Origin of the sequence: Streptomyces sp. NPDC007084 (assembly GCF_040703595.1) — a bacterium.
Taxonomy (GTDB): Bacteria; Actinomycetota; Actinomycetes; order Streptomycetales; family Streptomycetaceae; genus Streptomyces.
In genome coordinates, this window is the sequence record NZ_JBEYFY010000004.1 from 295083 (window position 1) to 321854 (window position 26772).

Sequence of the window (26772 nt, forward strand, 5' to 3'; positions counted from 1 at the left end):
ACCACTCCGGGCAGTCAGAACGGACACACAGATGCGGGCCGACGCCAGGAAGAACCGTGACCACCTGCTGACCGTCGCAGGCGTCGTCGTCGCCGAGCAGGGCGCGGAGGCCTCGCTGCGCGACATCGCCCGCCGGGCCGACATGGGCCTCGCCACGCTGCTGCGCCACTTCCCGACGCGCGAGGCGCTGCTCGTCGCCCTCCTCCGTACGAGCTTCGACGAGCTGACGGCCAAGGCCGACGAGCTGGAGACGTCCAGCTCCCCCGAGGACGCCCTCGCCTCCTGGCTGCGCGACTGTGTCACCTGGACCACGACCTACCGGGGCGTGACCGAGCTGATGGCAGCCGCCATCAACGACCCCGAGTCCGCGCTGCACGCTTCGTGCGTGACACTGCGCGCGGCCGGCGCCCGGCTCCTCACCCGCGCCCAGGCCGCGGGCGCGGCGCGCGACGACATGGACGGCACCGACCTGTTCGCCCTGGTGGCGGCGCTGGCCTGGCTCGGCGACCAGCCCTCGCTCGCCCCCCGCGCGGACCGCCTCTTCGGCGTCGTCGCGAGCGCGATCCTGACGGGCACCGGGAACGGCACGGGGAAGGGTCTCGGCGACGGTGGTGTCAGCGAGGGGGGCGCGGGCGCCGACAGTGGCGCGGGCGGCGAGGGTGCCGACGCCGGCGGTTCCGGCGCCGATCGCTAGCCGTTCCCGGGCGCTGGCCGTTCCGGCACCGGACGCCGACACTCAGGCACCGGACGCTGGCCGTTCCGGCACCGGACGCCGACACTCAGGCACCGGACGCCAACCGTTCCGGCGCCGGACGCCCCTACGCAAGGGTCCCCAGCCCCCAACCCCCAACCCCCAAGCAGCTACCCGCCGACCCCCACCGCCCCCACCCGCGACATCGCACGGAAGCGCCCCGGCGGTACGCCCCGCGCCCGGCTGAAGGCGCGGCTGAACGCGTACACCGACGTGTAGCCGACGTCCTGGGCGATCTGTTCGAGGGTGTCGTCGGTGTCCCGGAGGCGGCGGGCGGCGAGGTCGAGGCGGCGGCGGGTGAGGTAGGCGGCCGGTGTCTCGCCCAGGACGGCGGGGAAGCGGCGGGCCAGCGTGGCGCGCGAGACGGCGGTCCCGCGGGCCAGTTCCGTCGTCGTCCAGGCCCGCCCGGGGTCCGCGCCGATCATCGCCATCGCCGCGCTGACGACGGGATCGCGCAGGGCGTTCAGCGGGGACGCCGAGCTGTCGACGTCCTGTTCCAGCCAGTTGCGCAGCGCCTGCACCAGCAGCACGTCGACCAGGCGGGCGAGGACGATCTGACTCCCCGGCCGGGGCGAGGTCAGCTCACGCCCGACCAGGCGCACGGTCTCGGCGAGGGCGCCGCCGTCCCCCCGGCCGCGCAGCAGCACGGTCTCGGGCAGCGCCGCCAGCAGCGACGCGGAGGCCGTCGGATCGTGCGTGTAGTGAGCGCAGAGGATGTACGTGTGCGCCGGCCCGGCGCCCATCCGGACCGTGCCGTCGCCGGCGACCGTATAGCCGTCGGACCGCTCCGGGGACGTACGGGCGAGGGCGTCGGGGTCGCTCGCGAGGGCGTGGGCCCGGCCGCCCGGCAGCAGGAGGACATCGCCGGGCAGGAGGTGCAGCGGCTCGGAGCCCTTGGGGGCGATCCACACCGAGCCGGAGGTCACCGCGTGGAACGCGGCCCCCGTCGCCTCGGCCGACCACCACCCCCAGTCGTCCCCGGCGGCGATCCGCGCGCCCAGCACACCCCGTACCGCCTGCGCGTCGATGAGTCCCGTCAGAGCATCCATGGTCTCAGTGTGCCACCAAACTGAGCGCTACGGATATGGATGTGAGCAGAAGTGTCATTGAGGCTCGCATTAGTGCGCTCTAGCGTTGAGGGCATGAACATCGAAGGAAGCATCGCACTCGTCACCGGCGGCAACCGCGGCATCGGCCGGCACTTCGTAGAGCAACTGCTGGAGCGGGGCGCCGCGAAGGTGTACGCCGCGGCCCGCGACCCCCGGGCCGTGGACGTGCCCGGCGCGGTCCCGCTGGCACTCGACATCACCGACCCCGACGCGGTGGCCGCCGCCGTGGCGACCGCCACCGACCTGACCCTGCTGGTCAACAACGCCGGCGTCACCACGGGAGCCGATCTCGTCACCGGCGAACTCACCGCGATCAAGCAGGAGTTCGACACCAACTTCTACGGACCCCTCGCGATGGTCCGCGCGTTCGCGCCGGTCCTGGCCCGCAACGGCGGAGGCGGCATCCTCAACGTGAACTCGCGCATGTCATGGCTCGCCTACCCCGGCGTCAACGCCTACGCCGCCTCGAAGGCCGCCGCGTGGAGCATGACCAACGGGGTGCGCCTGGAACTGGCCGGGCAGGGCACGCAGGTCACCGGCCTGTACATGAGTTCCACCGACACCGACATGATGGCCGCCTGGGACATCGAGAAGAACGACCCGGCCGACGTCGTACGCGCCGCGCTCGACGGTCTGGAAGCGGGCGCCCCCGAGGTGCTCGCCGACCAGGAGACCAAGGAGGCCAAGGCGGCCCTCGCCACCTGAGCCGGGGCAGCCCCGAAAGCGGCCGGTGATCGTCGGCCCTCTCGCGCTCTCGGCTCTCCCGAAGGACACTCATAGGCCAAGGAGTTGCTGCCGGAGGGGGACGGGACATGCGGGAGAGCCACCGGGCGGAGGCCGAGCGCCTGTTGGCCAGGGCCGTCGAGGAGGAGGTGCGCCGCTCGGGAGGGCGGCTCGACGGCGGGGTGCTGCTGTCGCGGGCGCGCGGCGCGCTCGACGCGATGGCGGAGACGGCCGCGGAGGAGTACGAGACGTACACGCGGGCGCTGGACGAGGCGGCGGCGGGACAGCAGACCTTCGGCCAGCGCTACGCGCGCGAAGGGTCCGGAACTCCCCTGCTGGTGGCGGCTGTTGGCGCGCTGGCGGCGATCGTCGCGGACCTGGCGTTCGGCACCGGCGCGGGTACGGCCGTCGGCACCGGGGCGACGGTGGCGGTGGCGGGCGCGGCGGCGACCGTACTGAAGGTGACGGCCACGCACGTGCCCGCCGCGAGCCGCCGCGCCGGGGCGCTGGGCCAGCCGGGCGGCCCCGAACAACTGCGCCTCCAGTGGCTGACGGCGCTGGAGGTACGGGGCATCCGGCCGTTCCTCGACCAGCAGCGGGTGCTCAACGCGTCGACCGGCGCGAAGAAGGGCGCCCCCCAGTTGCGGCGCACCGACAAGAGCGCGGCGGCCCGGCGGCGTAACGTCCTGGCGCAGTCCTTCGGCCAACTGCCGGACTCCGAGGGCCCGTTCGCCGGGCGCCGGAGCGAGCTTTCCCGGGTCGCGCAGTGGGTGCAGGCGGCGCGGGCGAGCACGGAGACGAAGCCGACGGTCGTCGTGCTGCACGGCGCGCCCGGCTCGGGCCGCAGCACGCTGGCGATCCGCGCGGCGCACGCCCTCAAGGACCAGTTCCGCGGCGCGTGCGTGGTGGACCTGCGCGGCGACAGCCCGGACGATCCGCCGCTCACCACGCGCGACGCGCTGCTGCACCTGCTGAACCGGCTCGGCGCGCCCCGCGAACAGCTTCTGTTCCGCGAGCGTTCCTCGCAGGATCAGCAGGTCAGGCGGCTGAGCGAGCTGTACCACCAGCATCTGACGGGTCTGCCGGTGACGATCGTGCTGGACGACGCGAGCGACGCCGAGCAGGTGCGCACCCTCGTCCCGGAGCGCTCGGAGAGCCTCGTCCTGGTCACCGCGCGCAAACCGCTCGACCTGCCCGCCGACCTGCCGGCCTGGGTGCACCAGCTCCCCGTCGAGGCGCTGGACGCGGCGGGCGCCGAGGAACTGCTCGCCGCGGCGGCGCAGGACGCGTCGGGACCGTACGACGCCGAATCGACCGACCACGTAAGGGAGTTGTGCGGCGGTCTGCCGCTGGCGCTGCGGGTCGCGGGGTCCTCGCTCGGCCCGCGTACGGCGCGTCAGCTCGCCACCGACCTTGCCGCGTACGGGCCGGTGGAACCCGTCGAACGCGTGCTGTGGCTGCGCTACACCGACCAGTCGGACGCGGCCCGCAGGCTGCTGCGCCGGCTCGCGCTCGCGGGCCGCGCCTCGCTCGGCGCGGCGGCGGCGGCCTCCCTCCTCGCCACGGACGAGCCCGAGGCGACCCGGCATCTGACCGCGCTGTCCCAGGCGGGCCTGATCGACCATGTGCGCGGCAGCCGCTACCGCCTGCACGACCTCGTCCGCTCCTTCGCGGCGGCCCGGCTGCTCGACGAGGAGCCGGCCGACGAGCGTACGGCCGCGCAGGAACGCCTGATCGTGAACTACGCGGAGCTGGCCGACTCGGTGATCCGCCTGGTCGACGGCAAGACGTCCACCCGCGCCGACCAGTTCGGACCGCACGGCTTCACCTCGCTGGACGCGGCGCTGCGCTGGCTGGACGACGAGTCGAGCTTCATCACCGCCGCGCTGCGGCACGCCGAGGGCGTGGACCAGGCGGCCGTGCTGAACCTGCTGGGCGCCCTGTGCGACTACTGCCTGCTGCGCGGCGACCTCTACCGGCTCGGCGAGATCAGCGAGCTGACCCAGGCCGTCGACCAGGGGCTCCTGGTCCGCTCGGTGCAGTGGCGCACCGGTATCGCGGCCCGTCAGCTCGGCGAGCTGGACAAGGCGCGCACCACGCTGGCCTCGGTGGTCGACCTGTACTTCGAGGCACACCACGACGCCGGCGCGGCCCGCGCGCTGTGCTCCCTCGGCATCACCCTGCACCACCAGGGCAACCTGACCGAGGCGGCGGTCAAGCTCCAGGAGGCCATGGATCTCCAGGCCTCACCCGAACTGGCCGCCGACCGCGCCTGGACCATGCACGCGCTGGCGGCGGTGGAACGCGACAGGTCCCGGCTCACCCACGCCCTCGACCTGCTCACCGAGGCCCTGGTCCTGCACCGCGCGAGCGGCTCGGTGCACGGCGAGGCCTGGGCGCACTTCCAGCTCGGACAGCTCGGCCTGCGGATGGGCGACGTACCGCGCGCCGACCGGGAACTGCGCGAGGCACTCGATCTGTACGGGCGTACGCGGGACGCGCGCGGTGAGGCCTGGGCGCTCACCCAGCTCGCCCGCGCCCGGCTCGTGGAGGGCGACGCCTCGTCCGCCGTCGACGGACTGCGCCAGGCGGCGTCGCGCCACCGGGAGAACGAGGACGCCCGCGGCGAGGCCTGGACCGTCTACTACCTGGGCCAGGCCCTGGAGGAGACCGGCAACCTCAACCAGGCGGTGCGCGAGCTGGAACGCTCCCGGACGATGTTCTCCCGGATGCGGGACGTCTACGGGCTCGCCTGCGCCCGTCACCACTCGGCCCGGGTCACCCGCGACCAGCGCGCCGCGCAGACCGGGTCGCTGCGCAACTCCGGCTTCGCCCGCCAGCTCCTCGTGGACGCCCGCGCGGACTTCCAGCGCATCGGGGTGGCGCACGGCGAGGCGTGGACGTGTCTGGAGCTGGCCGTGGTCGACGCGGGCAACGGCCGGGCACAGCAGGCGCTCGGCCTGTGCGACGAGGCGATCGGCCTGTTCGCCTCGTACGGCGACCACCGCGGCGAGGACTGGGCGCGCTTCCTGCGCAGCACCCTGCTGCCCTACGCGGCGCCCGGCGGATACGAGGTGGGGGCCGCCGTCGCCCAGGAGGAACTGGCGCAGCTCTCGCGCACCGGCCACGCGACCCGGGACGGCAAGCTGGACGACTGCATCGAGGCCTACCAGCTGCTGCTGGAGCGCGGCGTCGACCTGGACGCGGGCTGGCAGGCCTGGCGCCTGGGCATGGTCCCGGGCCGCCACGCCCGCGACGTGATGGGCGTGACGGTGACGACGGCACGGGACTGAGAACGTGCGGCGGCAGCAGCGGCGGCGGCAGCAGCAGTCGCGCAACGCCCGTACGCGGCCGTACGCGCCCGAGACACGGGGCTGAGGGCGGGCGGGCCATTGCCGGGCCGGCGGGCCTTGCCCGGCGAGGGGGCCGTCCTCGTGCGAGTGACCCGCCCGGCCCCGGGCTCAGCTCTTCGCCGGTGCGGGCCCCCCGGAGCCCGAGGTGCCGGAGGTGCCGGAGGCGGTCCGGTCGGTGGTGCCGGAGTCCGCGTTCTCCGCGTCCTCCTTGAAGGTGACCTTGCCCATGTGCCGGTTCATGGACTTCATCAGGCCCCAGACGGCCAGGGCCATCACCGCGAACACGATGAAGCCGAGGACGCCGGGGGTGACCTTGTTCTCGTCGACCTCCTTGGCGAGGGGGACGAGGTGCGTCAGTGCCAGGCTTGCGCTCATGTCAGGCATTGTCGCGGATGCCCGCAAAGAGGTCGTCCTCGGGGAGGGATGTATCGACGAGGGACTTCGCCAGCTCGTACTCCTCCGTCGGCCAGACCTCGCGCTGGAGGTCCATCGGGACCCGGAACCAGCCGCCGTCGGGGTCGATCTGGGTGGCGTGCGCGATGAGCGCCTTGTCCCGGATCTCGAAGAAGTCCGCGCAGGGAACGTGCGTGGTCAGCGTGCGCTCGGTGCGCTCGAACTCGTTCCAGCGCTTGAGCCAGTCACCGTAGGGCGACTCCATGCCCCGGTCGAGGAGCGCGTTGTGCAGCGCCTCGGTGCGCGGGCGGTTGAAGCCCTGGTTGTAGTAGAGCTTCTGCGGCTGGAAGGCCGGCCCGAACTCGGCCTCGGGGTACTTCTCGGTGTCCGCCGCGCCCTCGAACGCCACCATCGTGATCTTGTGGGTCATGATGTGGTCGGGGTGCGGGTAGCCGCCGTTCTCGTCGTACGTGGTGATGACCTGCGGGCGGAACGAGCGGATCTGCCGGACCAGCCTGCCTGCCGCCTTGTCGACGTCCTCCAGGGCGAAGCAGCCCTCGGGGAGCGGCGGCAGCGGGTCGCCCTCGGGCAGGCCGGAGTCGACGAAGCCGAGCCACTCCTGCTTGACGCCGAGGATCTCGCGGGCCTCGTCCATCTCCTTCTTGCGTACCTCGTGGATGTGCTCCTCGATGTACTTGTCGCCCTGGAGCTTGGGGTTGAGGATGGAGCCGCGCTCCCCGCCCGTGCAGGTCACGACCAGCACGTCCACCCCCTCGGACACGTACTTCGCCATGGTGGCCGCGCCCTTGCTCGACTCGTCGTCGGGGTGGGCGTGCACGGCCATCAGTCGCAGCTGGTCAGTCAAGACTCAATCCTCGGTCAGTCGGCTGTCGCCTGAGTAGGTCGGCTGTCGGCGCCCGGCGTGAATCCGCGCGATGGGCGGCTTCTATAGTGACGGAATCGGGGGGCGAATAATTCCGGGGTCCCCGTTCGGGGGCCCGGCCGAGAGGACGATCATGACCACGGCGAGCACGCGGCTTCCCGAGGGCCGCTACGGCCGCTCCGCGGACGAGCGCGCGGACCGCAAGCTGAAGGCCGTCGGCGGGGTCCTCGGCGTCGTCCTGATCGCGCTGATCGGCTGGTTCGGCTACGACTACATCGGCGGCACCAAGATCAGCGCCCAGGTGATCACCTTCAAGGCCGTCTCGGACACCGCGGTCGAGGCGCACCTCGAGGTCCACAAGGACGCCGGTTCGAGCGGCTACTGCACGCTGCGCTCGCAGGACGCCGACGGCGTCGAGGTGGGCCGCGCCGACTTCCGCTTCGACCAGGACGCGTCCCGGCTCGACAAGGTGGTCACGCTGCGCACGACGGCCCGCGGCTCCACGGCGGAGCTGCTCGGCTGCCACAGTGACTGAGCTGCGGCGGGACGCGGCCCGGCATCACTGTCGGTATCCGCCGCTGACCTGCGTCGACGTAATTCTGGTGTCTTATGTCCTCCCCTCCGGGCCGCTGAATTGTTAGGCTCGTGGTTTCGCCCACCCGTGAAAGCACATTCTTCTGGGTAGGGCGATGCTTTGTATCCCAGTACCTACGAGGAGCACCTGTGACCCAGACCAGCGAGAACGTCACCTGGCTGACCCAGGAGGCGTACAACCAGCTCAAGGCCGAGCTGGATCACCTGTCTGGTCCTGCGCGCACGGAGATCGCCGCCAAGATCGCGGCCGCGCGCGAGGAGGGCGACCTGCGCGAGAACGGCGGGTACCACGCGGCCAAGGAAGAGCAGGGCAAGCAGGAGCTCCGTGTGCGCCAGCTCACCCAGCTCCTGGAGAACGCCAAGGTCGGCGAGGCCCCCGCGGCGGACGGCGCGGTCGCACCGGGCATGGTCGTCACCATCGCCTTCGACGGCGACGAGGACGACACCCTGGACTTTCTGCTCGCCTCCCGCGAGTACGCCAGCTCCGACATCGAGACCTTCTCCCCGCAGTCCCCGCTCGGCTCCGGTGTGACCGGCAAGAAGGTCGGCGAGGACGCCGAGTACGAGCTGCCGAACGGCAAGCTCGCCAAGGTGAAGATCCTCAAGGCCGTGCCCTACCAGGGCTGAGCCCCGGCCGGCTCAGGACCAGCGACTACGGCGATGCCCCCGGCCCCGAACCGGGGGCATCGTCATGTCCGGACACTTCCCTGACGGGGTCGGCCCTGGAGGGTCAGGCCGTCGCCGAGCGGTACTTGCGGACGGCGAGGGTCCGGAAGATCAGCACGATGAGGACCGAGTAGATGACCGAGGCCCAGACCGAGTGCTGCATGGGCCAGGCACCGGACGTCGACTGCCCCGGGTTGGCGAACAGCACGCGGCAGGCCTGCACGGTGGCGCTGAACGGGTTCCAGTCCGCGACATGCCGCAGCCAGGGCGTCATGTTGCTGGTGTCCACGAACGCGTTCGAGATGAACGTGACCGGGAAGAGCCAGATCAGGCCGCCCGAGGTGGCCGCCTCGGGAGTCCGCACCGACAGCCCGATCAGCGCGCCGATCCAGGTGAACGCGTACCCCAGCAGGAGCAGCAGTCCGAAGGCTCCGGCGACCCGGAACGCGTTGGTGCTGCCGTACGAGCCGACGCGCCAGCCCACCAGCAGGGCGACGCCGGCGAGGACGAGCAGGGTCAGCGCGGTCTGCACGAGGTCGGCCAGGGTGCGGCCGGTCAGCACCGCGCCGCGCGCCATGGGCAGTGATCTGAAGCGGTCGACCAGGCCCTTGTGCATGTCGTCGGCGATGCCCGCGCCGGCGCCCGCGGTGGCGAACGTGACGGTCTGGGCGAAGATGCCGGCCATCAGGAAGTTGGTGTAGGCGGAGGAGCTGGTGCTGCCGCCGATCTTCATGGACCCGCCGAACACGTAGGTGAACAGCACCACGAACATGATCGGCTGGATCAGCCCGAAGATCACCACCTCGGGGATGCGGGACATTCTGATCAGGTTCCGCTTGGCCATGACCAGGGAGTCCCGGACGGACTGGCCGACGGCGCTCCCGCGCGGCACGACCCGGACGGTGTCGGTGGCGGCGCTCATTTCGCGGTCTCCTTGCTCTGCCGGGCGCGGGATGTCGCGTCGGTCTCGGCGTCCTCCGCGGCCTCCTCCTCGGCGGCGTGGCCGGTGAGGGAGAGGAAGACGTCGTCGAGGGTGGGGCGGCGCAGGCCGATGTCGTCGATCTCGATGCCGCGCGCGTCCAGTTCGCGGATGACCTCGGCGAGGAGCTTCGCGCCGCCGCTGACCGGCACGGTGAGCTTGCGGGTGTGCTGCTCGACGGTGGTCTCGCCCTTGCCGAAGCCGCGCAGCACCTCGGAGGCGGTCGCGATGTGGTCGCGCTCGTGCACCACGACCTCGACGCGCTCGCCGCCGGTCCGCGCCTTGAGTTCGTCGGCGGTGCCGCGGGCGATGACACGGCCGTGGTCGACCACGCAGATGTCGTGCGCCAGGTGGTCGGCCTCTTCCAGGTACTGCGTGGTCAGCAGCAGGGTGGTGCCGCCGGAGACGAGCTGCTTGATGACCTCCCACAACTGCTGGCGGTTGCGCGGGTCGAGGCCGGTCGTCGGCTCGTCCATGAACATGACCGGCGGGGAGACCACCAGGGCGGCGGCCAGGTCGAGCCGGCGGCGCATCCCGCCCGAGTACGTCTTGGTGGTGCGGTCGGCGGCGTCCGTGAGGTGGAACTGCTCCAGCAGCTCGGCCGCCCGGACCTTCGCGGCCTTCGCCTTCATCTGGTAGAGCTGGCCGACCATCTGGAGGTTCTCGCGGCCGGTCAGATACTCGTCGACCGCGGCGAACTGTCCGGACAGGCCGACGCTGCGGCGGACCGCGTCGGGGTTCTTGACCACGTCGATGCCCGCGACCACGGCCTTGCCGCTGTCGGGGCGCAGCAGGGTGGTGAGGCAGCGGACGGCGGTCGTCTTGCCCGCGCCGTTGGGCCCGAGGAGGCCGAGGACGGTGCCTTCCGGGACGTCGAGGTCGACGCCGTCCAGAGCCCTTACGTCACCGAAGGTCTTCACCAGGCCTTCGGCGTAGATGGCGCCTGGCATAAGAGTTCTCCACGTCGTTGGGGATTTCTCGGTCTTGGCGGATCTGGAGATTCTGGGATTTTCACCCCATGAGCATATTTTTCGGTACGGCTTCGCCCGGATCTCGGAGCCGAGCCGGGCCGTCACACACACCATAACGCGATGTATCGCGTCTCACAATGGTTTTTCTCACGGAGGGCGACCGGACGGTGACAGGATCTTTGGCAGGTCCTGTGACAGGGCCTGTGACAGGGCCTTCGACCTCAGTCGATGACCGTGTAACCCGCCTCGCGCAGCGCCCGGTTGACCTCGGCGCAGTGCTCGGGGCCCTTCGTCTCCAACTGCAGCTCGACCTCCACCTCCGTGAGCCCGAGCCGCGGGTCGGTCCGTACGTGACTCACGTCGAGAACATTGGCATCCGCCACTGACAACACCCCCAAAAGCGTGGCCAGCGCGCCGGGCCGGTCGGTCAGCCGCAGCGTCACCGCGAGGTAGCGGCCACCCGCCGCCATGCCGTGCCGCAGGATGCGCTGCATCAGCAGCGGGTCCACGTTCCCGCCCGACAGCAGCGCCACCACCGGGCCCTCGAATGCCTCCGGATCGGCCAGCAGCGCCGCGACCGGGCTCGCGCCGGCCGGTTCCACGACCAGCTTGGCCCGCTCCAGGCACAGCAGCAGCGCGCTGGACAGATGGTTCTCGGAGACCGTGCGGACCTCGTCCACCAGCTCCTCGACGAGCCGGAACGGCACGTCACCGGGGCGGCCCACCTTGATCCCGTCCGCCATCGTCGCCGGGCGCTCGATCGACACCGGCCGCCCGGACGCCAGCGACGGCGGATACGCCGCGGCCCCCTCCGCCTGCACCCCGATGATCCGTACGTCGGGGCGCAGCGCCTTCACCGCGACCGCGACACCGGCCGCGAGACCGCCGCCGCCGATGCCGACCACGATCGTGCGGACCTCCGGGCACTGGTCCAGGATCTCCAGCCCCACCGTGCCCTGGCCCGCGATGATGTCGGGGTGGTCGAAGGGGTGGATGAACACGGCACCCGTCCGCTCCGCGTACTCCTGCGCGGCGGCCAGCGTCTCGTCGACGACCTGACCGTGCAGCCTCACCTCGGCGCCGTAGTGCCGGGTGGCCGCCACCTTCGGCAGCGGGGCGCCGGTCGGCATGAAGACCGTCGAGCGCACCCCGAGCAGCGAGGACGCGAGGGCGACACCCTGCGCGTGGTTGCCGGCGCTCGCCGCGACGACACCCGCGGCACGCTCCTCGGGCAGCAGGCCCGCGATCCGCACGTAGGCGCCGCGCAGTTTGAAGGAACCCGTCCGCTGGAGGTTCTCGCACTTGAGGTGCACCGGCTCGCCCACCAGCCGGGACAGGTACCGGCTGCCCTCCAGCGCGGTCGTCCGGGCCACCCCGGTGAGCATCTTCTGCGCGCCGCGCACGTCGTCCAGGGTCACACTGGGAAGGGAGTCAGCCGTGCCGTAGCTCATGACCCCAGTCTCGCAGTTCACGCGGGCGCACTCCCGTCGTGACCACCCTCCGAGACCGGGTTTGCGCAGCCCCGGTACGGCCCGCGCCCCAGCCGCGTACCCTGTCCCCCAACCCAGCTCCCCACGCATGAATTGAGCCCCCGGCCATGCCCACAACACCAGAGATGTCGATGGACATGACGACCGTCGGTGACACCGGTCTCCTCGAAACCCTCCAGCACGAGGTCGCGGTCTTCGCGCGCCGTGCGGAACAGACCCGGCTCGGCGGAGTGGGCCAGGTGCGCAACTCCATGGACCGCGCCGCGTACCTCCTGCTCAACCGCCTCGACAAAGAAGGCCCGATGGGCGTCAAGGCGCTCGCCGCGAGCATGGGCATCGACTCCTCGACGGTCACCCGGCAGGTCGCCCCGCTCGTCGACACCGGCCTCGTCAAGCGCACCTCGCACCCCGAGGACGGGCGGGCCGTGGTGCTCCAGCTCTCCCCGCGCGGGCAGGCCCGCCTCGACGAAGTACGCACCTCACGGCGCCGGTTGATGGCCGAGCTGACCACCGGGTGGAAGCCGGAGGAGCGCGAGGCGTTCTGCTCGCTGCTCACCCGCTTCAACACCGCGCTCTCCGCCCGCCAGGCCGCCCAGGGCGTACCGGCGGCGGACGCCGAGCCGGCCTCCTGAGCAAGGCCGGTCCCCCGCGCCGTCCCGCTCGCTTCGGGTCTTCGGCGACCCGCACGCGCGCGTGTGCCCGCCCGACGTCCGCGCGCGCGTAGACGCCCGGCGAGCGCCGTGACCCCGCGGTACCAGACCACCCGACGTCCGCGCGCGCAGACGCCCGCCGAGCGCCGTGACCCCGCGGTACCAGACCACCCCGACGTGCGCGCGCGTGGACGCCCGGTTCGCGGGTGGGCCCGCGGTTCGCCTGCGCGTGTGCGCCGGGCTCTTGACCGGAAGGCGGCGGCTGGCCTCATATGAGACCGGGTCCCCCGTCGTACGCGGTGCGGCGGGCCGTACGCGCGGCGGACCCGCTTCCACAGGTCGCCCTCGGACGGGAGGCACGGTGCGAGAACGGCATGTGTCCCACGGTGTCCGCCGGGCCCGGGAGTTCGAGGCGTTCGTCGCGGGCGCGGCGGGCCGGCTGCTCCAGACCGCCACCCTCCTCACGGCGGAACCCGTCGACGCCAACCCGCGCGCGCGGCGCCTGCTCACCCTGTCCCTCGCCCACACGTACGCCCGCTGGGACCGGCTGCACGGCGAGGACCCCTACGACAGCACCCGCCAGCAGCTCGCCGTGCGCTTCCAGCGCGCCGCCTGGCACCAGTACGGCGGTCTGGGGCGGCTGCGCCCGTCACCGGCCCCGGACAGCGTCCTGGCCCGGCTCACGCCCCATGAGCGGCTGATCCTCGTCCTGCGGCTGTACGAGGGGGTCGCCGAGGAGCAGACGGCGGCTCTGCTCGGGCTGCCCGTGGAGCGCGTACGGGCGATCTGCGCGCGGGCGATGGCGACGCTGCTGTATCCGCCGCGCGGGCCGGCGCCGGCCCGGATGGAGGTGGCTCCGTCGTGAACCTGCCGGAGCGGGAGGCGGCCGTACGGCGGCTGCTGGAGCGGACGGCGCCCGTGGTGCCGCCCGACCTGTACGGCGAGGCCGTACGGCGTGGCGGGCGGATGCTGCGGCGCAGGCGGGCGGCCCGGCGCGTGCTGTGGGCGGTGCTGTGCGCGGCGGCCGTGGTGTTCGTGATCTGGGCGGTGACGGTGCATCCGTGGGTGGAGCCGCCGTCGCAGACGACTCCACCCCTGTCGGACTGGTGACGGCCCCTGTCGGACTGGTGACGGCCCGCCCTTTGCCGGAGTTCCGGGGCCGGATTCCCAGGGGGCCGGATTCCCAGGAGGCCGGTTCCGGGGGCGGGTCTCCCGGGAGGGGGCTCCGGGGGCCGGTACGCGCCGGGAGGCGGTCTCCGGGGGCGGGCCGCAGTACTAGCCGAGAGCCTGCTGAAGGTCCTGGAGCAGGTCGTCGATGTTCTCGATGCCCACCGAGACACGGACGAGGTCGGCGGGCACCTCCAGGGCGGAACCGGCCACCGACGCGTGCGTCATACGGCCCGGGTGCTCGATCAGCGACTCCACGCCGCCCAGCGACTCGCCGAGGGTGAACACCTTGGCGCGGTCGCAGACCGCGACGGCCGCCTCCTCGCCGCCCGCGACCTGGAAGGACACCATGCCGCCGAACGCCCGCATCTGCTTCGCGGCGACCTCGTGACCGGGGTGGTCCGGGAGGCCCGGGTACAGGACGCGCGTCACGCGCGCGTGCCGGCTGAGCATGTCCGCGACCCGGCCCGCGTTCTCGCTGTGCCGGTCCATGCGCACGGAGAGCGTCTTGGTGCCGCGCAGCACCAGCCAGGAGTCGAAGGGCCCGGCGACCGCGCCCATGGCGTTCTGGTGGTACGCCAGCTCCTCGCCGAGTTCGTGGTCCCCGGTGATCAGGGCGCCGCCGACGACGTCCGAGTGGCCGCCCATGTACTTGGTCAGGGAGTGCACGACGACGTCGGCGCCGAGTGCCAGCGGCTGCTGGAGGTAGGGCGTGGCGAAGGTGTTGTCGACCACGAGGCGGGCGCCCGCGTCCCGCGCGACCTGCGCGACCGCGGCGATGTCCGTGATGCCGAGCAGCGGGTTCGAGGGCGTCTCGACCCAGATGGCCTTCGTCTTCGGGGTGATGGCGGCCCGCACCGACTCGACGTCACTGGTGTCGGCGACCGACCACTCCACGCCCCAGCGGGAGACGACCTTCGCGAAGAGGCGGAAGGTGCCGCCGTACGCGTCGTTCGGGATGACCACGTGATCGCCGGGGCTCAGCAGCGTACGCAACAGGCAGTCCTCGGCCGCCAGTCCGGACGCGAACGCGAGTCCGCGGCGACCGCCCTCCAGGGCGGCGAGGTTCTCTTCCAGGGCGGTCCTGGTGGGGTTGGCGCTGCGGCTGTACTCGTAGCCGCCGCGCAGCCCGCCGACGCCGTCCTGCTTGTAGGTCGAGACCTGGTAGATCGGCGGGACGACCGCGCCGGTCAGGGGATCGGCGGTGTTGCCCGCGTGGATCGCGAGGGTCTCGAAATGCTGACTGATGTGCCTGTCGCTCATGGGTCCCGAGGGTAGTGCTCCCGCGAGGGTGATGACGGACGGCGGGCGGGGGCAGCCGGCACGGGCCCGGGGTGGTTGCGTCGTGGAACCAGGTTGGCCAATTGTCGGACCCGTCTGGTTCGCTTGTGACATGGAGATTCTCTGGGTCCTGATGGCGCTGGCCATGTTCAGCCTGGTCCTGCTGCCGGTGCTGCGGCGCAGGCGCGCCGGTGTGCAGCTCGTCGCCCCCGGCGACCCGGACGCGGCGGACCCGGCGAACTACGGGTTCCTGCGCCAGGAGGAGCTGGACATCCGCATGCCGGGCCCGGACGCGGACCTGCTCGACGTGCTGGACGTCGTGCAGCGCGGCCAGGACTACCGCGCGGCCTCCCAGCTCCTGGCCGGCACGGAGACCGACGGCGAGACGCGCTGGCAGCGGGTGCAGGCCTTCGCGGGGGCGGCGTCCCTGGAGCTCCAGCAGCGGCCCGGCGGGGTCAGCGAGACGCCGGGCGGGCAGTGGCTGCGGGTGTGGCGCGCCGAGGCGCCCAAGGACGCGGGCGGCGCGGCGGTGCACGCCGAGTTCCTGGTCCAGCAGGCGTGGCGTACGTCGACGCCGGGCACGGACGACTTCCGGATCATCATGGAGGAGGCACGGGCGGCGTGCGGCGAGGCGGCGCTGCTGTCCCCCGGTGACCCGGTCCCGTACATCATCGAGCTGTCCGTGGCGCGCGGACTGGCGTACTCGCGGCCGGAGTTCGAGAAGGTCTGGCTGAAGATCCTGGACCGGGCGCCCGCGCACATGGGGGCGCATCTGGCGGCGCTGCACTACTGGTGCGAGAAATGGCACGGCTCGCGCGAGGTGGCGTACTCCTTCGCGGAGGCCGCGGCGGCGCGGGCGCCACGGGGTTCGCTGCTCGCGGCGATGCCCCTCTTCGCGGTCTTCGAGCACCTCCCGGAGGTGAACCTGGTCCGCGGCTTCTACCAGAGCGAGGTCGTCACGAAGGCCGTCCACGGCGCGCTGTACGCGGTCCACGCGGCCCGCCCCGACGACCCGATGCTCGCGCACGTGCGCCATCTGCTGATCTTCTTCCTCGTCCGCGGCGAGCGCTGGTCCGAGGCGATGAACCAGCTGGTCCACGTGGACGGCCACGTCGGCGCCCTCCCCTGGACCCTGACGCACGACCCGGCCGCGGACTACGCGATATACCGGGCGATGGCGGTCGCGGGCTACGAGGCGAACGGCGGAAGCCCGGCGACGCTGTCGCACTGAGCGGGTGTCCCGCGAGTCGGTCACTCAGCGGGTGCGTGCGGGGTCAGATTCGTCGCCCGACGGCCAGGGTGGTGTTGCCGGCCGAGCGGGGTTCGTGTCGAAGACGACCCGTGCGTACTCCGGGGTCTGGAACAGGCCGGGGACACGAGAGACCTCCAGGTCGCGGATCACCTTGGTGTTCGCGGCCTGCCGGACGGCGATCTCCTGGCGGTCCCGGTGTCCGCCGGCCGGCTGGCGGCGCCTCGACCGGTGTCGCCGCTTCGTGTCAGCAGCGCCAGGTGCCCGGGGCCGGTCTCCCGGTCGCCCGGGGAACCGACTGTGCGCTCGACAGGCAAGTCCCCTTCGTTTCGGGCTGGTTCGAAACGAGGCCTGGCGTCCCTGGAGGGCGCCTAGCATCCTCCGCATGATGATTCGCCGGACATTACGGATGTTCATCGTGCTCGCGCTGGCTCTTGCCGGGGCGGTCGGGGGTGGGGTGGGGACCGCGCAGGCCGAGGGGGCTTCGTCGGGCCATGATCGGCAGCTGCTGTTCCTCAACCACACCTACGGGGTCTTCGACCGGGAGACCGCCGACGCCATCGAGCACTCCGACTATCTGCGGGACTTCGCCAACTTCCAGGTCCGTACCACCACCGGTGCCGACGGACAGACCTGGACCGGCCGCTACCTCATGGGCCGCGAGACCTATCTCGAACTCTTCGGGGTCGGGGACGTCGCCGGCCAGGACGGCACCCTCGGCTCCGCCGGCCTCGGGCTCTCGACCGAGCGGGCCGGAGACATCGCGACCGTCACCGAGCGGCTGAAGGACCAGGGCGTCGCCGACCCCGTCTCGTTCCTCCAGACGCGGGACTTCGGTGACGGCGTGCCCGTGCCCTGGTTCGACGCCGTCCTCACCGCGACCGAGTACGACGCCTTCGGCGCCTGGGCGATGGAGTACCGGCCGGAGTACTTCGCCGACCCGCGCGGCAACACCGAACCGCCGAGCTTCCCCGGTGACGTGGGCCGCGAGCGCTACCTCTCCGACGACTACCGCGGTCACCTGATGCGTGACGTGACCGCCGTGCGCCTCGCCGTCACCCCGGGCGATCTCGCGGACACCGTGCCGCTGCTGAAGGCGGGCGGGTTCGCCGTCCGGTCCGCGCCGAACGGCGACGTCGTCGCGGAGCGCGCCGGCACCACCCTCCGGTTCGACGCCGTCCCCCGCGCCCAGGCCGGCCTGCGGCAGGTCGAACTCTCCCTCAACCGGGCCGTGAAGCACCGCCATGTGGAGCGGATCGGCCACTCCACGCTCGTCATCGGGCCCGGCAGCCACGCCGTGTGGACCTTCGCCGCGAACGGCGGCACCGAGTAGCGGCGGCGGACGCCAGGGCGCCGCCCGCCTCCGGGGCGATACCGCCCCCCGCGTACGCGGTGCGAGCGCCGCCCCGCGTACGCGGCGCGAGGGCGCCGTTCCAGTCGTACGACCGGAGCGGCGCCCTCGCTCAAGGGGTCGGGAACCCCGCGGAACCGGAACCTACCGGAACCTAGATGGTCGCCGTGTCGATCACGAAGCGGTAGCGGACATCGCTCGCGAGGACCCGCTCGTAGGCCTCGTTGATCTCGGACGCGGCGATCAGCTCGATCTCAGCGCCGAGGTTGTGCGCGGCGCAGAAGTCCAGCATCTCCTGGGTCTCCTGGATGCCGCCGATGCCGGAGCCCGCGAGGGTCTTGCGGCCGCCGATCACCGAGAACAGGTTGAGCCGGACCGGCTCCTCGGGCGCGCCCACGTTCACGAAGGCGCCGTCGGTGCGCAGCAGGGACAGGTACGCGTCCAGGTCCAGCGGCGCGGAGACCGTGGAGAGGATCACGTCGAAGGTGCCGCGCAGGTCCTCGAAGGTCTTCGGGTCGCTGGTGGCGTAGTAGTGGTCGGCGCCCAGCTTCAGGCCGTCGTCCTTCTTGCGCAGCGACTGGGAGAGGACGGTGACCTCGGCGCCGAGCGCGTGCGCGATCTTGACGCCCATGTGGCCGAGACCGCCCATGCCGAGCACGGCGACCTTCTTGCCGGGGCCGGCGTTCCAGTGCTTGAGCGGGGAGTACGTGGTGATGCCGGCGCAGAGCAGCGGGGCGGCCACGTCGAGGGAGATGCCCTCGGGGATGCGCAGGGTGTACGCCTCGTCGACGACGATCTTCTGCGAGTAGCCGCCGTAGGTGGGCTCGCCGTCCTTGCCGACGGAGTTGTACGTGCCGACGTTGCCGTTGAGGCAGTACTGCTCCAGGCCCGCCCGGCAGTTCTCGCACTCGCGGCAGGAGTCGACCATGCAGCCGACGCCCACCCGGTCGCCGGCCTTGAACTTGGTCACGCCGGAGCCGACCTCGGAGACGATGCCGGCGATCTCGTGGCCGGGGACCATCGGGAAGATGGCCTCGCCCCAGCCTTCACGGGCCTGGTGGATGTCGGAGTGGCAGATGCCGGCGAACTTGATGTCGATCAGGACGTCGTGCTCGCCCACCTCGCGACGCTCGATGGTGGTGCGCTCCAGCGGAGCCTTGGCGGCGGGAGCGGCGTACGCAGCGACTGTGGTCATGCCGGAGCTCTCCTCGGGAGTGGTCTGTACGGTGCCCGGCCGTCTGGTCTCTTGCATCGGGCACGGCTTCAAGCCTGCCCCCGATCGAAGAATTCACCCAGGTCACAGCTCTGCGTACGTTCGCTGGTCCTACCACTGGCGGGGTCAGGCTCTTCGTCGTACGACCGGGAATACTGGACGTATGGACGAACAGCCCTCTGTGGGGTCCGCCGGTGAGGCGGGCCTGCCGCTGGACCGGCGTGCCGAACTCAGCGAGTTCCTGCGCACCCGCCGGGCCCGGCTCAAGCCCCAGGACGTCGGGATGCCGGACTTCGGGCGGCACCGCCGGGTGCCCGGACTGCGCCGCGAGGAGCTGGCGCAGCTCGCCGGGGTGTCCGTGGCGTACTACACGCGCCTGGAGCAGGGCAACGGGCGGAACGTGTCGGCGGAGGTGCTGGACTCGATCGCGCGGGCGCTGCGCCTGACGGACGCCGAGCACAACCACCTCACGCACCTCGCGAAGCCCAAGCAGCACAAGAAGAAGCAGACCGCGCGTCCGCAGCAGGTGCGGGCCTCGCTGCGCCAGCTCCTGGACACGATGGACGGCGTCCCGGCGTACATCACCGGCCGGCGCTCGGACCTGCTCGGCTGGAACCGGATGGCGGCGGCCGTCTTCGGCGACTGGTCAGAGCTGCCGGCGCAGGACCGGAACTGGGCGCGGATGGTGTTCCTGCGGCCCGAGTACCGCGAGCTGTACGTGGAGTGGGAGCAGAAGGCGATCGACGTCGTCTGTCATCTGCGGATGGACGCGGGGTGCCATCCCGACGACCCTCGGCTGTCGGCGCTGGTCGGCGAGCTGTCGGTGAAGAGCGAGGACTTCCGCCGGCTGTGGGCGACGCACGACGTGAAGGAGAAGAGCCACGGGGTGAAGCTGCTGCGGCATCCGCTGGTCGGCGATCTCGCCCTGCGGTACGAGTCGTTCCGGCTGGTGGACGACGCGGAGCTGGCGCTCGTCACGTATCACGCGGAGCCGGAGTCCGCGTCGGCGGAGGCGCTGCGGCTGCTGGCCGCCTGGGGCACGGACGCCACCCGCGCGGGCGCCTCCACGACCCCGTAGGCCGGGACGCCCGTCCATCCCCGTGGACCGGCATGCCCGTCGCCTGCGCGGGGCGCCTCCGCGACCCGTAGACCGGCGCGTCCATCGCCTGCGCGGGCGCCTCCCCATCCCCACAGGCGGGCGCGTCCGGCGTCTGCCTCACGGCTGATACGGCGGGGGCGCCGCACCCCACGTCCACGCCGGTACGGGCTGTTCGGCGGGCGCGCTCGCGTCCGGGGCGGAGAAGTGGACGGCCAGCCGGGTGCCCCACTCGATGTAGGCGAGGAAGGCGGAGCGGAACTCCGCGTCGGTGGGCAGCCCGGCCTCGTCGGCCGCGTCCTGGATCAGGTTGACCCAGCGGCGCCGCTGGACCTCGCTGATGTTCCTGCCCATGTGCGCCGCGACCATGTGGCCGTGGCCGCCCTGGGTGTCGGAGTAGTCGGTCGGCCCGCCGAAGACCTCGCCGAGCCAGGCGGCGACATGGGCGGCGTGCTCGGGCGCGAGCCCCCCGAAGAGGGGCGCGAGGAGGTCGTCCTTGAGCACCTTGCCGTAGAACACGTCGGTGAGGCGGTTGAAGGCCTCGGTGCCGCCCGCCCAGGTGTACAGCGTGGGGACGGCGGAGCCCCGGCCGCGTACGGCGGTCGGCTTGTAGTGGCGCGTCTCCTCGATGTGGCCGGAGTACGGGTGGATCTCGGCCAGGAAGTCCCGGCCGAGGTCGGACCGGCGGAAGCCTTCCACGTGGGCCTCGGTCGACGTCCAGGTGATCCGCAGGATGAAGTTCTCGAAGTCGCCCTCGCTGCGGGCGAGTTCGTAGTCCAGGCACTCGGGGGCGGCGGCGAGCCGGCCGGCGGCGTGACGGTAGGCGGCCAGGAACGGGCCCGACTGGTCCTCGGGGATGCGGTAGCGGATGTATTCGACGGTCGATGCGGTCATGGCCCCACAGAAACACGAACGGCCGCCGGAAGTACGGTTTCCGGCGGCCGTTCGCTGCGGGCACACCATCAAGTGCCGCGCTACGCCTTCGCGTTCTCCTTGACGGTGATCCGCCCCTTGCGGATCGTGGCGAGGCGCGGGGCCTTCTTCGCGATCGAGGAGTCGTGGGTGACCATGATGAAGGTCAGCCCGTGCTCCTTCCACATGGCTTCGAGTACGTCCATGATCTCGTCGCGCATGGACTCGTCGAGGTTGCCGGTGGGTTCGTCGGCGAGCAGCACCTTGGGCTGCTTGACGAGGGCGCGGGCGATGGCGACGCGCTGCTGCTGGCCGCCGGAGAGTTCGGCGGGCAGATGGCGCAGCCGCTCGGCGAGTCCCACCGACTCCAGTGCCGCGGCGGCCCGTTCACGCCGCGCGGCCGGTTTCACGCCGAGCGGGACGAGCGCGGTCTCGACGTTCTCCTGGGCGGTGAGCGTGGGGATCAGGTTGAAGCTCTGGAAGACGAACCCGATGTTCTCGCCGCGCACCCGGGTCAGTTTGGCCTCGGACAGTTTCGCCAGGTCCGTGCCGTCGAGTTCGATGCTGCCGGCGGTGGGCCGGTCGAGTCCGCCGAGCATCTGGAGCAGCGTGGACTTGCCGCCGCCGGTGGGGCCCTGGATGACGAGCCGGTCGCCGTCCCCGATCGTGAGGTCGATTCCGGCGAGCGCGTCGACCGTCTCCCTGCCCCGCGTGTAGCGCTTGGTGACGCCTCTGAGTTCGTACATGGTGCAACTCCTGGGATACGTAAGTACGTTCGGGGCGAGGCCTATTCGACGCGGCGCAGGGCGTCCGCTGGGCGCAGCCGGGAGGCACGCCAGCCGCCGAAGGCGCCCGCGATCAGACCGCCGGCGACGGCCAGCACGACCGCCACGACGATGGTGTTGACGCTGACGGGCGCGGTGAGCGCGACGTCGAGGGCCTTGGACGCGCTCTGCCGGGCCGGGCCGCCGAAGCCGCCCCCACCGCCACCGAATCCGCCGCCCGCACCGCCGAAGCCGCTCCGGCCACCCGTACTCCCGAGCTGCGCCTGGAGGTTGGGGCTGATCTCGGTGACGGCGTAGGCGCCCGCGAGGCCGAGGGCGATGCCGAGGACGCCGCCGACCAGGCCGTTGACGACGGCCTCGCCGACCACCTGACGGGTGACGCGGCCGGACTTCCAGCCGAGCGCCTTGAGCGTGCCGAACTCGCGGACGCGGCGGGAGACCGCGGAGGAGGTGAGCAGCCCGGCGACCAGGAAGGCGGCCACGAGCACCGCGATCGACAGCCACTTGCCGACGCTGGAGGCGAGGTCGGAGGCGGTGGACAGGGAACCGGAGACGGTGTCCGCGAGGTCGGCGGAGGTGGTGACCGTGGTGCCCGGGATGTTCTTCTGGATGGTGCTCTTGACGCCGGAGATCTGCTGCGAGTCAGCGGCCTTGACGTAGATCGTGGTGACCTTGTTCTTGGCGTCGCCGAGCGTCTGCGCCTGCTTCAGCGGCATGTAGAGGTTGGCCGCCGCGTCCCCGCTGTCCGGGGTCGCGATGCCGATGATCTCGTACTTGACGCCCTTGACGGTGACGGTCCCGCCGACCTTGAGCTTCTTCTCCTTGGCGTACGAGGTGTCCGCGACGACGACCTTGGCGTTGGTCTCGGAGGTCTTGAACGTACGGCCGCTGGTGATCTTCGACGAGGTCAGCGGGCCCAGGGCCGGCTTGGTGACGTCGGTGCCGTAGACCGAGTAGTTGTTGACGTCGAAGTCGGCGCCACCGCCCTTGACGGTGCCCTGCGGGGAGGGCTGGGCCCCGCCGCGCCCGCCGCCGCTCTGGCCGGGGGCCTGCTGGAACTGGCCGCGGGTGAACTGGCCGTTGACCCGGATGACTTGGAGACTCAGCCCGCCGACCGCGTCCGCCACGCCCTGCTGGCCGTCGACCTTGGCGACGGTGGAGGCAGCGAGGGTCTGGAAGCCCTGGACCATGACGCGGTCGCTGCTCTGCTCCTTGTCGGAGCCGTTGTCGTTCGCGTCGAAGTTGAAGCGGGGGCGCTGGGTGGTGGTGGAGGAGGGTTCGGCCGCCTTGGTGACCGTCATGTCGGTGCCCAGCCCGTAGAGCGACTGGAGGACCTTGCCCTGGGCCTTCTCCATGCCCGAGGAGACGGAGCCGACCACGATGACCAGCGCGATGCCGAGGGCGAGCCCGGAGGCGACGACGAGGGCCGCCTTTCTGCGGCGGCGCAGTTCGCGCCTCAGGTAGGTGAAGAACATGGCCGCAAGCTAGGCACGGCGCGTGATGACGGGATAAGGCCGAAATAAAAGAACGATGAGAAGACCGGACCCGGCCTCGGAAACCTCCGGGAGCGGCCCCGGAAGCCTGTGTGGCCGCCTCGGAAACCGCTCAGGCAAGAACGCCGACGCGGCGGCGACCCGTGGGGGTCGCCGCCGCGGCGGCGTGCGCTGTGCGTGCGCGCATACGTGCCTACGCGCATATGTACTTGCGGATATCAGATGGCCGAACCGGCCTTCCAGGCCGCCCAGTCCAGGTTCCAGCCGTTGAGGCCGTTGTCCGGGGCGATGGTCTTGTCGCCGGTGTTCTTGACGACCACGACGTCACCGATCAGCGAGTTGTTGTAGAACCACGCGGCGGGCGTGTTGGGGTCGTTCGCGCCCTTGGTGTCCGACATGCCGACACAGCCGTGGCTGGTGTTGGCGGAGCCGAAGATGGACTTGGCGCCCCAGTAGTTGCCGTGGATGAACGTGCCGGAGGTGGACAGGCGCATCGCGTGCGGCACGTCCTTGATGTCGTACTCGCCCTTGCCGTCGTCGCCCTTGAAGCCGACGGTCGAGCCGTCCATCCGGGTCTCCTTGAACTTCTGGGAGATCACCATCTGGCCCTGGTAGGTCTTGTTCTCGGGGGAACCGGCCGAGATCGGGATGGTCTTGATCGTCTTGCCGTCCTGCGTGACCTTCATCGTCTTCGACTGGGCGTCGACGACGGAGACCTGGTTGCGGCCGATCTTGAACGTGACCGTCTTCTGCTGCACGCCGTACACGCCGTTGGCGCCCTCGACGCCGTCGAGGTCCAGCTTCAGGGTGACGGTGGAGCCGCCCTTCCAGTAGTCCTCGGGGCGGAAGTCCAGGCGGTTGGCGTTGAACCAGTGACCGACGACCTCCTGGCCGCTGCTGGAGGAGACCGAGATCCCCTTCTGCACGGCGGCCTTGTTGGTGATCGCCTTGTCGAAGTTGATCGAGACCGGCATGCCGACGCCGACGGTGGACCCGTCCTCCGGCGTGAAGTTGCCGATGAAGCTGTTCGCCGGGGAGACGGTGCTGAACGAGGCGTTCTCGTGGGCGACGCGGCCCGCGGAGTCGGCGGCTTCCGCGGCGATCTTGTACGTGGTCGCGCGGCTCAGCTGCCCGGTGGGCTTCCAGCTCTTCTTGTCCGCGGATATCTGGCCGGCGACGGGGGTGCCGGTGGCGGTCTGCATGGTGACGGACGTGAGCGAACCCTTGCTGACCGTGACGGCCGTGCCGTTGTTGATCGAGGCGTTGTCGGAGCCGTCCTTGGGCGTGATCTTGATCTGGGCCTCGGAGGTCTTCTTGGCCGCGGCCTCGTCGACCTTGGCCTGCGAGGAGGCACCGCCGTCGGCACCGTCCGATGCGCTGGCCGTACCGCCACCGTTGCCGCCTCCGCTGCACGCAGAGAGCACCAGCACCCCGCCGAGCAGTGCGGACGCGGTCATCAGACGCTTGCGCCGCTTACTGTCCGTCATCACACGCTTCTCCATCGTTGCCGAATCTCGAAAAGACACGAGAGCCCCGTAAGAACTGTCAACACTACGACCGGTTCGTCCCGTTCCACTTCCCGCTGAGGTGTGGGGCACGCCACGTCCTGGGACGCGGACGGAGCGGTACGCGGGGGGCCCGTGCGTCTGCGGAGACGAGAAAACCCCGGGCGGCGGTTGCCGCCCGGGGCCTGGTAATCGCCCGGACCGCGTCAGCCGCGCACGTCTTCCTCGTCGTCCTCGTCCGCATCATCCTCGTCAAGGTCCCAATCAGGCGAATCGGGGTCGTAGTCGATGGGCTCGCTGCTCCAGGACGCCTGGGCGAGTTCGGTCCCCGGCACCTCGCTGACCAGGTCGAACGGATCGACGAGATACGCGAGTGCCTCCGCAGTGTCTTCCGTCACGGCGTCCTCGGCGTGCGCCCGCTCCTCGGCCGGCATGGCCGCGTCCTCGGCGATACGGGCGAGCGCGGCCTTGGTGACCGCATGGGCGTCACCGATCTCCAGCACCAGTTCGACACGAAGCCGGACAAACTGTGATGTCTCAGGGGTACTCATGGGACGGAGCGTACGGCCCGTGGGTTACGCGACTTTCCCACGACCCGCGCCTTTCATTAGCATCGCCCCACACGGCCAATTCGCCAGCGCCACAAGGGGATCGATATTTCGTGTCCGCCGCACGTCGATCGTTGCTGACCGCCACCGCAGCGGGGACCCTCCTGGGTGCCCTCTGGTTCGTCCCGTCCGCCAACGCGACCCCGGACGCCCTCGTCTCGCACGGCTCGGCGCCCGCTTCGGCACCGGCCGGCGCCACGACGACCGGGTCCGCCACGGACTCGGACCACACGTCCGGCACGGCCTCGGACGAGGCGCCGGACACGTCGTCGGACACCTCCTCGGGCACCGGCCAGGACACCGCGTCCGACGGTGCCGGGCCCCAACTCGCCGACACCGGCAGCGTGGACACGACGCCCTACGTCGTCGGCGGCACGGTCTTCCTCGGCCTCGGTGCCGGATTCGTGGCGTACTCGGTGCGCCGCGAGCGCACGATGGCCCTCTGACCCACCACGGCGGCCCGCTGGACCGAGCCGACCGCGTTCCGTTCCGGACAACCCACGGGGAAGCCATGCGAGAGCTGAGCGAGCTGACCGACGTAGCGGAGCCGGCCTGGCCGCTGCTGGCCAAGGCACTGGACACCAGCGGTGTGTCGATGGAGGTCCTGCCGGTGGACCCGGCGCTGGGCCGCGCGAGCCTGCTCCAGCTCCAGGTCACCGCCCGGTCCTGGCTGGGCGGGATGGTGCTCAACTGCGGCGGGGTGGTGCTGGACAGCGGCTGGCTGCGGATCTACGGCAGTCCGGCCGAGGACCCCGCCGCCGGGCTGCCGGGCGGCCCGACGGACCTGCCCTCGCTCGCCGAGGTCAACGACTTCCCCGAGCGCTACGACCCGGCCTGGCGCCCACGGGACGGCGGGCTCGTCGTGGGCCATGACGTCCTGGGCGGGGTGTTCGTCCTCAACGGCCATGACCCGGAGTCGGTGGGGCGGCCCGGACACCCCGGCGAGATCGTGTACTTCGCGCCGGACTCGCTGAAGTGGGAGGCGCTCGAAGTCGGCCACGGGGCATGGCTCGAATGGCTCCTCGGCGAGGGCACCGACCGTTTCTACGACACCCTGCGGTGGCCCGGCTGGCGCGCGGAGTCCGGCGCCCTGAGCGGCGACCAGGGGCTGTCCGTCGTCCCGTACCTCTGGTCCGCGGAGGCCCGCCGCGACCTCATGTCCACGAGCCGCCGCCCGGCGCCCCTGGCCGAGATCCTCTCCCTGCACAGGAATGTGGCCCTCGAACTGGACAAGGTGGACCCGGGCTTCCTGGGCGACTTCTGACCGCCCGGGCGAGGACCGGCCTGCCCCGAGCCCAGGGCGGAGAAGCGGAGACCCCGGCGCGCCTTCGGAACCCGGGAAGCGGCGGTCCCCGGCTCCTCGTCGGGACCGGGAAGCGGCATCCCCGGCTCATCGTCCAGTCCGGACACGGCGGCGGCCCCGCACCCCCTGTGGGGTGCGGGGCGCCCGGGCTCACCGCGGCGGCCCCCCACCCCCGAGCGGGGTGGGCGCCGGTTCGGGAAAAGTGTGGGGGGGGGGGGGGTGGTGGGGGGGGGGGGCGGTGGGTGTG

At 71.6% G+C, this 26772-nt stretch carries 27 protein-coding genes; 13 read left to right on the plus strand and 14 right to left on the minus strand.

Going from position 1 to position 26772, the window contains the following annotated elements:
* The first annotated feature begins 31 nt into the window (after window positions 1-31).
* Window positions 32-694: a TetR/AcrR family transcriptional regulator gene (locus AB0912_RS06350; RefSeq protein ID WP_366696786.1), complete on the plus strand. Its 663-nt coding sequence runs from the start codon at window positions 32-34 to the stop codon at window positions 692-694.
* Window positions 695-861: 167 nt separating this feature from the next.
* Here the strand turns inward: AB0912_RS06350 and AB0912_RS06355 are convergent, their stop codons facing one another.
* Window positions 862-1800: an AraC family transcriptional regulator gene (locus tag AB0912_RS06355; RefSeq protein WP_366696787.1), complete on the minus strand. Its 939-nt coding sequence runs from the start codon at window positions 1798-1800 to the stop codon at window positions 862-864.
* Between the two features lie 93 nt (window positions 1801-1893).
* On the opposite strand from AB0912_RS06355, the gene AB0912_RS06360 reads away from it, so the two are divergent.
* Window positions 1894-2565, plus strand: a complete 672-nt coding sequence (locus tag AB0912_RS06360; RefSeq protein WP_366696788.1) for an SDR family oxidoreductase — start codon at window positions 1894-1896, stop codon at window positions 2563-2565.
* A 107-nt stretch (window positions 2566-2672) separates the two neighbouring features.
* A complete protein-coding gene (locus AB0912_RS06365) occupies window positions 2673-5876 on the plus strand; it encodes a tetratricopeptide repeat protein (protein ID WP_366696789.1) in 3204 nt (1067 codons plus the stop codon).
* Window positions 5877-6044: 168 nt separating this feature from the next.
* On the opposite strand, the gene AB0912_RS06370 is transcribed toward AB0912_RS06365, so the two are convergent.
* The gene (locus tag AB0912_RS06370; protein WP_366696790.1) at window positions 6045-6320 is read right to left on the minus strand and encodes a hypothetical protein; all 276 of its coding nucleotides are present in this window, start codon (window positions 6318-6320) and stop codon (window positions 6045-6047) included.
* A complete protein-coding gene (gene mca, locus AB0912_RS06375) occupies window positions 6313-7194 on the minus strand; it encodes a mycothiol conjugate amidase Mca (RefSeq protein ID WP_366696791.1) in 882 nt (293 codons plus the stop codon). The genes AB0912_RS06370 and mca overlap by 8 nt, the downstream gene beginning before the upstream one ends.
* 151 nt (window positions 7195-7345) lie before the next feature.
* On the opposite strand from mca, the gene AB0912_RS06380 reads away from it, so the two are divergent.
* Together AB0912_RS06380 and greA are read left to right on the plus strand one after the other, a co-directional pair.
* On the plus strand, window positions 7346-7747 hold the full coding sequence (locus tag AB0912_RS06380) for a DUF4307 domain-containing protein (protein ID WP_366696792.1): 402 nt from the start codon (window positions 7346-7348) through the stop codon (window positions 7745-7747).
* Between the two features lie 188 nt (window positions 7748-7935).
* Window positions 7936-8433 (plus strand): transcription elongation factor GreA, encoded by a 498-nt coding sequence (gene greA, locus AB0912_RS06385; protein WP_366696793.1) that lies wholly within the window; start codon window positions 7936-7938, stop codon window positions 8431-8433.
* A gap of 103 nt (window positions 8434-8536) precedes the next feature.
* On the opposite strand, the gene AB0912_RS06390 is transcribed toward greA, so the two are convergent.
* From AB0912_RS06390 to ilvA, 3 genes are all read right to left on the minus strand, one after another.
* Window positions 8537-9394 carry an ABC transporter permease gene (locus tag AB0912_RS06390; RefSeq protein WP_366696794.1) on the minus strand — a complete coding sequence of 286 codons (858 nt, stop codon included), beginning with the start codon at window positions 9392-9394 and terminating at the stop codon, window positions 8537-8539.
* Window positions 9391-10401 carry an ATP-binding cassette domain-containing protein gene (locus tag AB0912_RS06395; protein WP_366696795.1) on the minus strand — a complete coding sequence of 337 codons (1011 nt, stop codon included), beginning with the start codon at window positions 10399-10401 and terminating at the stop codon, window positions 9391-9393. Before AB0912_RS06395 ends, AB0912_RS06390 begins: the two co-directional genes overlap by 4 nt.
* A 242-nt stretch (window positions 10402-10643) precedes the next feature.
* The gene (gene ilvA / locus AB0912_RS06400) at window positions 10644-11873 is read right to left on the minus strand and encodes a threonine ammonia-lyase (RefSeq protein WP_366696796.1); all 1230 of its coding nucleotides are present in this window, start codon (window positions 11871-11873) and stop codon (window positions 10644-10646) included.
* 146 nt (window positions 11874-12019) lie between these two features.
* Between ilvA and AB0912_RS06405 the strand changes: the two genes are divergently transcribed.
* From AB0912_RS06405 to AB0912_RS06415, 3 genes are all read left to right on the plus strand, one after another.
* The gene (locus AB0912_RS06405) at window positions 12020-12544 is read left to right on the plus strand and encodes a MarR family transcriptional regulator (RefSeq protein WP_366696797.1); all 525 of its coding nucleotides are present in this window, start codon (window positions 12020-12022) and stop codon (window positions 12542-12544) included.
* 379 nt (window positions 12545-12923) lie between these two features.
* Window positions 12924-13427 (plus strand): sigma factor-like helix-turn-helix DNA-binding protein, encoded by a 504-nt coding sequence (locus AB0912_RS06410; RefSeq protein WP_366696798.1) that lies wholly within the window; start codon window positions 12924-12926, stop codon window positions 13425-13427.
* Complete coding sequence (locus AB0912_RS06415) at window positions 13424-13672, plus strand: hypothetical protein (protein WP_366696799.1); 249 nt, start codon at window positions 13424-13426, stop codon at window positions 13670-13672. The genes AB0912_RS06410 and AB0912_RS06415 overlap by 4 nt, the downstream gene beginning before the upstream one ends.
* Before the next feature lie 165 nt (window positions 13673-13837).
* Here AB0912_RS06415 and AB0912_RS06420 read toward each other — a convergent pair whose 3' ends face one another.
* The gene (locus AB0912_RS06420) at window positions 13838-14992 is read right to left on the minus strand and encodes a cystathionine gamma-synthase (RefSeq protein WP_366696800.1); all 1155 of its coding nucleotides are present in this window, start codon (window positions 14990-14992) and stop codon (window positions 13838-13840) included.
* 130 nt (window positions 14993-15122) lie between these two features.
* Between AB0912_RS06420 and AB0912_RS06425 the strand changes: the two genes are divergently transcribed.
* Window positions 15123-16241 (plus strand): hypothetical protein, encoded by a 1119-nt coding sequence (locus tag AB0912_RS06425; protein ID WP_366696801.1) that lies wholly within the window; start codon window positions 15123-15125, stop codon window positions 16239-16241.
* A gap of 24 nt (window positions 16242-16265) precedes the next feature.
* Here the strand turns inward: AB0912_RS06425 and AB0912_RS06430 are convergent, their stop codons facing one another.
* The gene (locus AB0912_RS06430; RefSeq protein ID WP_366696802.1) at window positions 16266-16676 is read right to left on the minus strand and encodes a Scr1 family TA system antitoxin-like transcriptional regulator; all 411 of its coding nucleotides are present in this window, start codon (window positions 16674-16676) and stop codon (window positions 16266-16268) included.
* On the opposite strand from AB0912_RS06430, the gene AB0912_RS06435 reads away from it, so the two are divergent.
* Window positions 16669-17592: a DUF5829 family protein gene (locus tag AB0912_RS06435; RefSeq protein WP_366696803.1), complete on the plus strand. Its 924-nt coding sequence runs from the start codon at window positions 16669-16671 to the stop codon at window positions 17590-17592. The two genes, AB0912_RS06430 and AB0912_RS06435, sit on opposite strands and share 8 nt — an antisense overlap.
* A gap of 172 nt (window positions 17593-17764) precedes the next feature.
* Here the strand turns inward: AB0912_RS06435 and AB0912_RS06440 are convergent, their stop codons facing one another.
* On the minus strand, window positions 17765-18805 hold the full coding sequence (locus AB0912_RS06440) for an NAD(P)-dependent alcohol dehydrogenase (RefSeq protein WP_366696804.1): 1041 nt from the start codon (window positions 18803-18805) through the stop codon (window positions 17765-17767).
* A gap of 181 nt (window positions 18806-18986) precedes the next feature.
* Between AB0912_RS06440 and AB0912_RS06445 the strand changes: the two genes are divergently transcribed.
* Window positions 18987-19901 carry a helix-turn-helix transcriptional regulator gene (locus tag AB0912_RS06445; protein WP_366696805.1) on the plus strand — a complete coding sequence of 305 codons (915 nt, stop codon included), beginning with the start codon at window positions 18987-18989 and terminating at the stop codon, window positions 19899-19901.
* Window positions 19902-20039: 138 nt separating this feature from the next.
* Here the strand turns inward: AB0912_RS06445 and AB0912_RS06450 are convergent, their stop codons facing one another.
* The 5 genes from AB0912_RS06450 to AB0912_RS06470 all read right to left on the minus strand — a co-directional run bounded on the left by AB0912_RS06450 (window position 20040) and on the right by AB0912_RS06470 (window position 25165).
* Entirely contained in the window at window positions 20040-20813 is a 774-nt protein-coding gene (locus AB0912_RS06450; RefSeq protein ID WP_366696806.1) for an antibiotic biosynthesis monooxygenase, read from the minus strand.
* 80 nt (window positions 20814-20893) lie between these two features.
* The gene (locus AB0912_RS06455) at window positions 20894-21577 is read right to left on the minus strand and encodes an ABC transporter ATP-binding protein (RefSeq protein WP_366696807.1); all 684 of its coding nucleotides are present in this window, start codon (window positions 21575-21577) and stop codon (window positions 20894-20896) included.
* Between the two features lie 41 nt (window positions 21578-21618).
* Complete coding sequence (locus AB0912_RS06460; protein WP_366696808.1) at window positions 21619-23091, minus strand: ABC transporter permease; 1473 nt, start codon at window positions 23089-23091, stop codon at window positions 21619-21621.
* Between the two features lie 236 nt (window positions 23092-23327).
* Window positions 23328-24611, minus strand: a complete 1284-nt coding sequence (locus AB0912_RS06465; RefSeq protein ID WP_366696809.1) for an Ig-like domain-containing protein — start codon at window positions 24609-24611, stop codon at window positions 23328-23330.
* Between the two features lie 209 nt (window positions 24612-24820).
* Entirely contained in the window at window positions 24821-25165 is a 345-nt protein-coding gene (locus AB0912_RS06470; protein ID WP_366696810.1) for a hypothetical protein, read from the minus strand.
* 110 nt (window positions 25166-25275) lie between these two features.
* On the opposite strand from AB0912_RS06470, the gene AB0912_RS06475 reads away from it, so the two are divergent.
* Complete coding sequence (locus AB0912_RS06475; RefSeq protein WP_366696811.1) at window positions 25276-25668, plus strand: cell wall protein; 393 nt, start codon at window positions 25276-25278, stop codon at window positions 25666-25668.
* A 65-nt stretch (window positions 25669-25733) separates the two neighbouring features.
* On the plus strand, window positions 25734-26486 hold the full coding sequence (locus AB0912_RS06480; protein WP_366696812.1) for a DUF2625 family protein: 753 nt from the start codon (window positions 25734-25736) through the stop codon (window positions 26484-26486).
* Window positions 26487-26772: the final 286 nt, after the last annotated feature.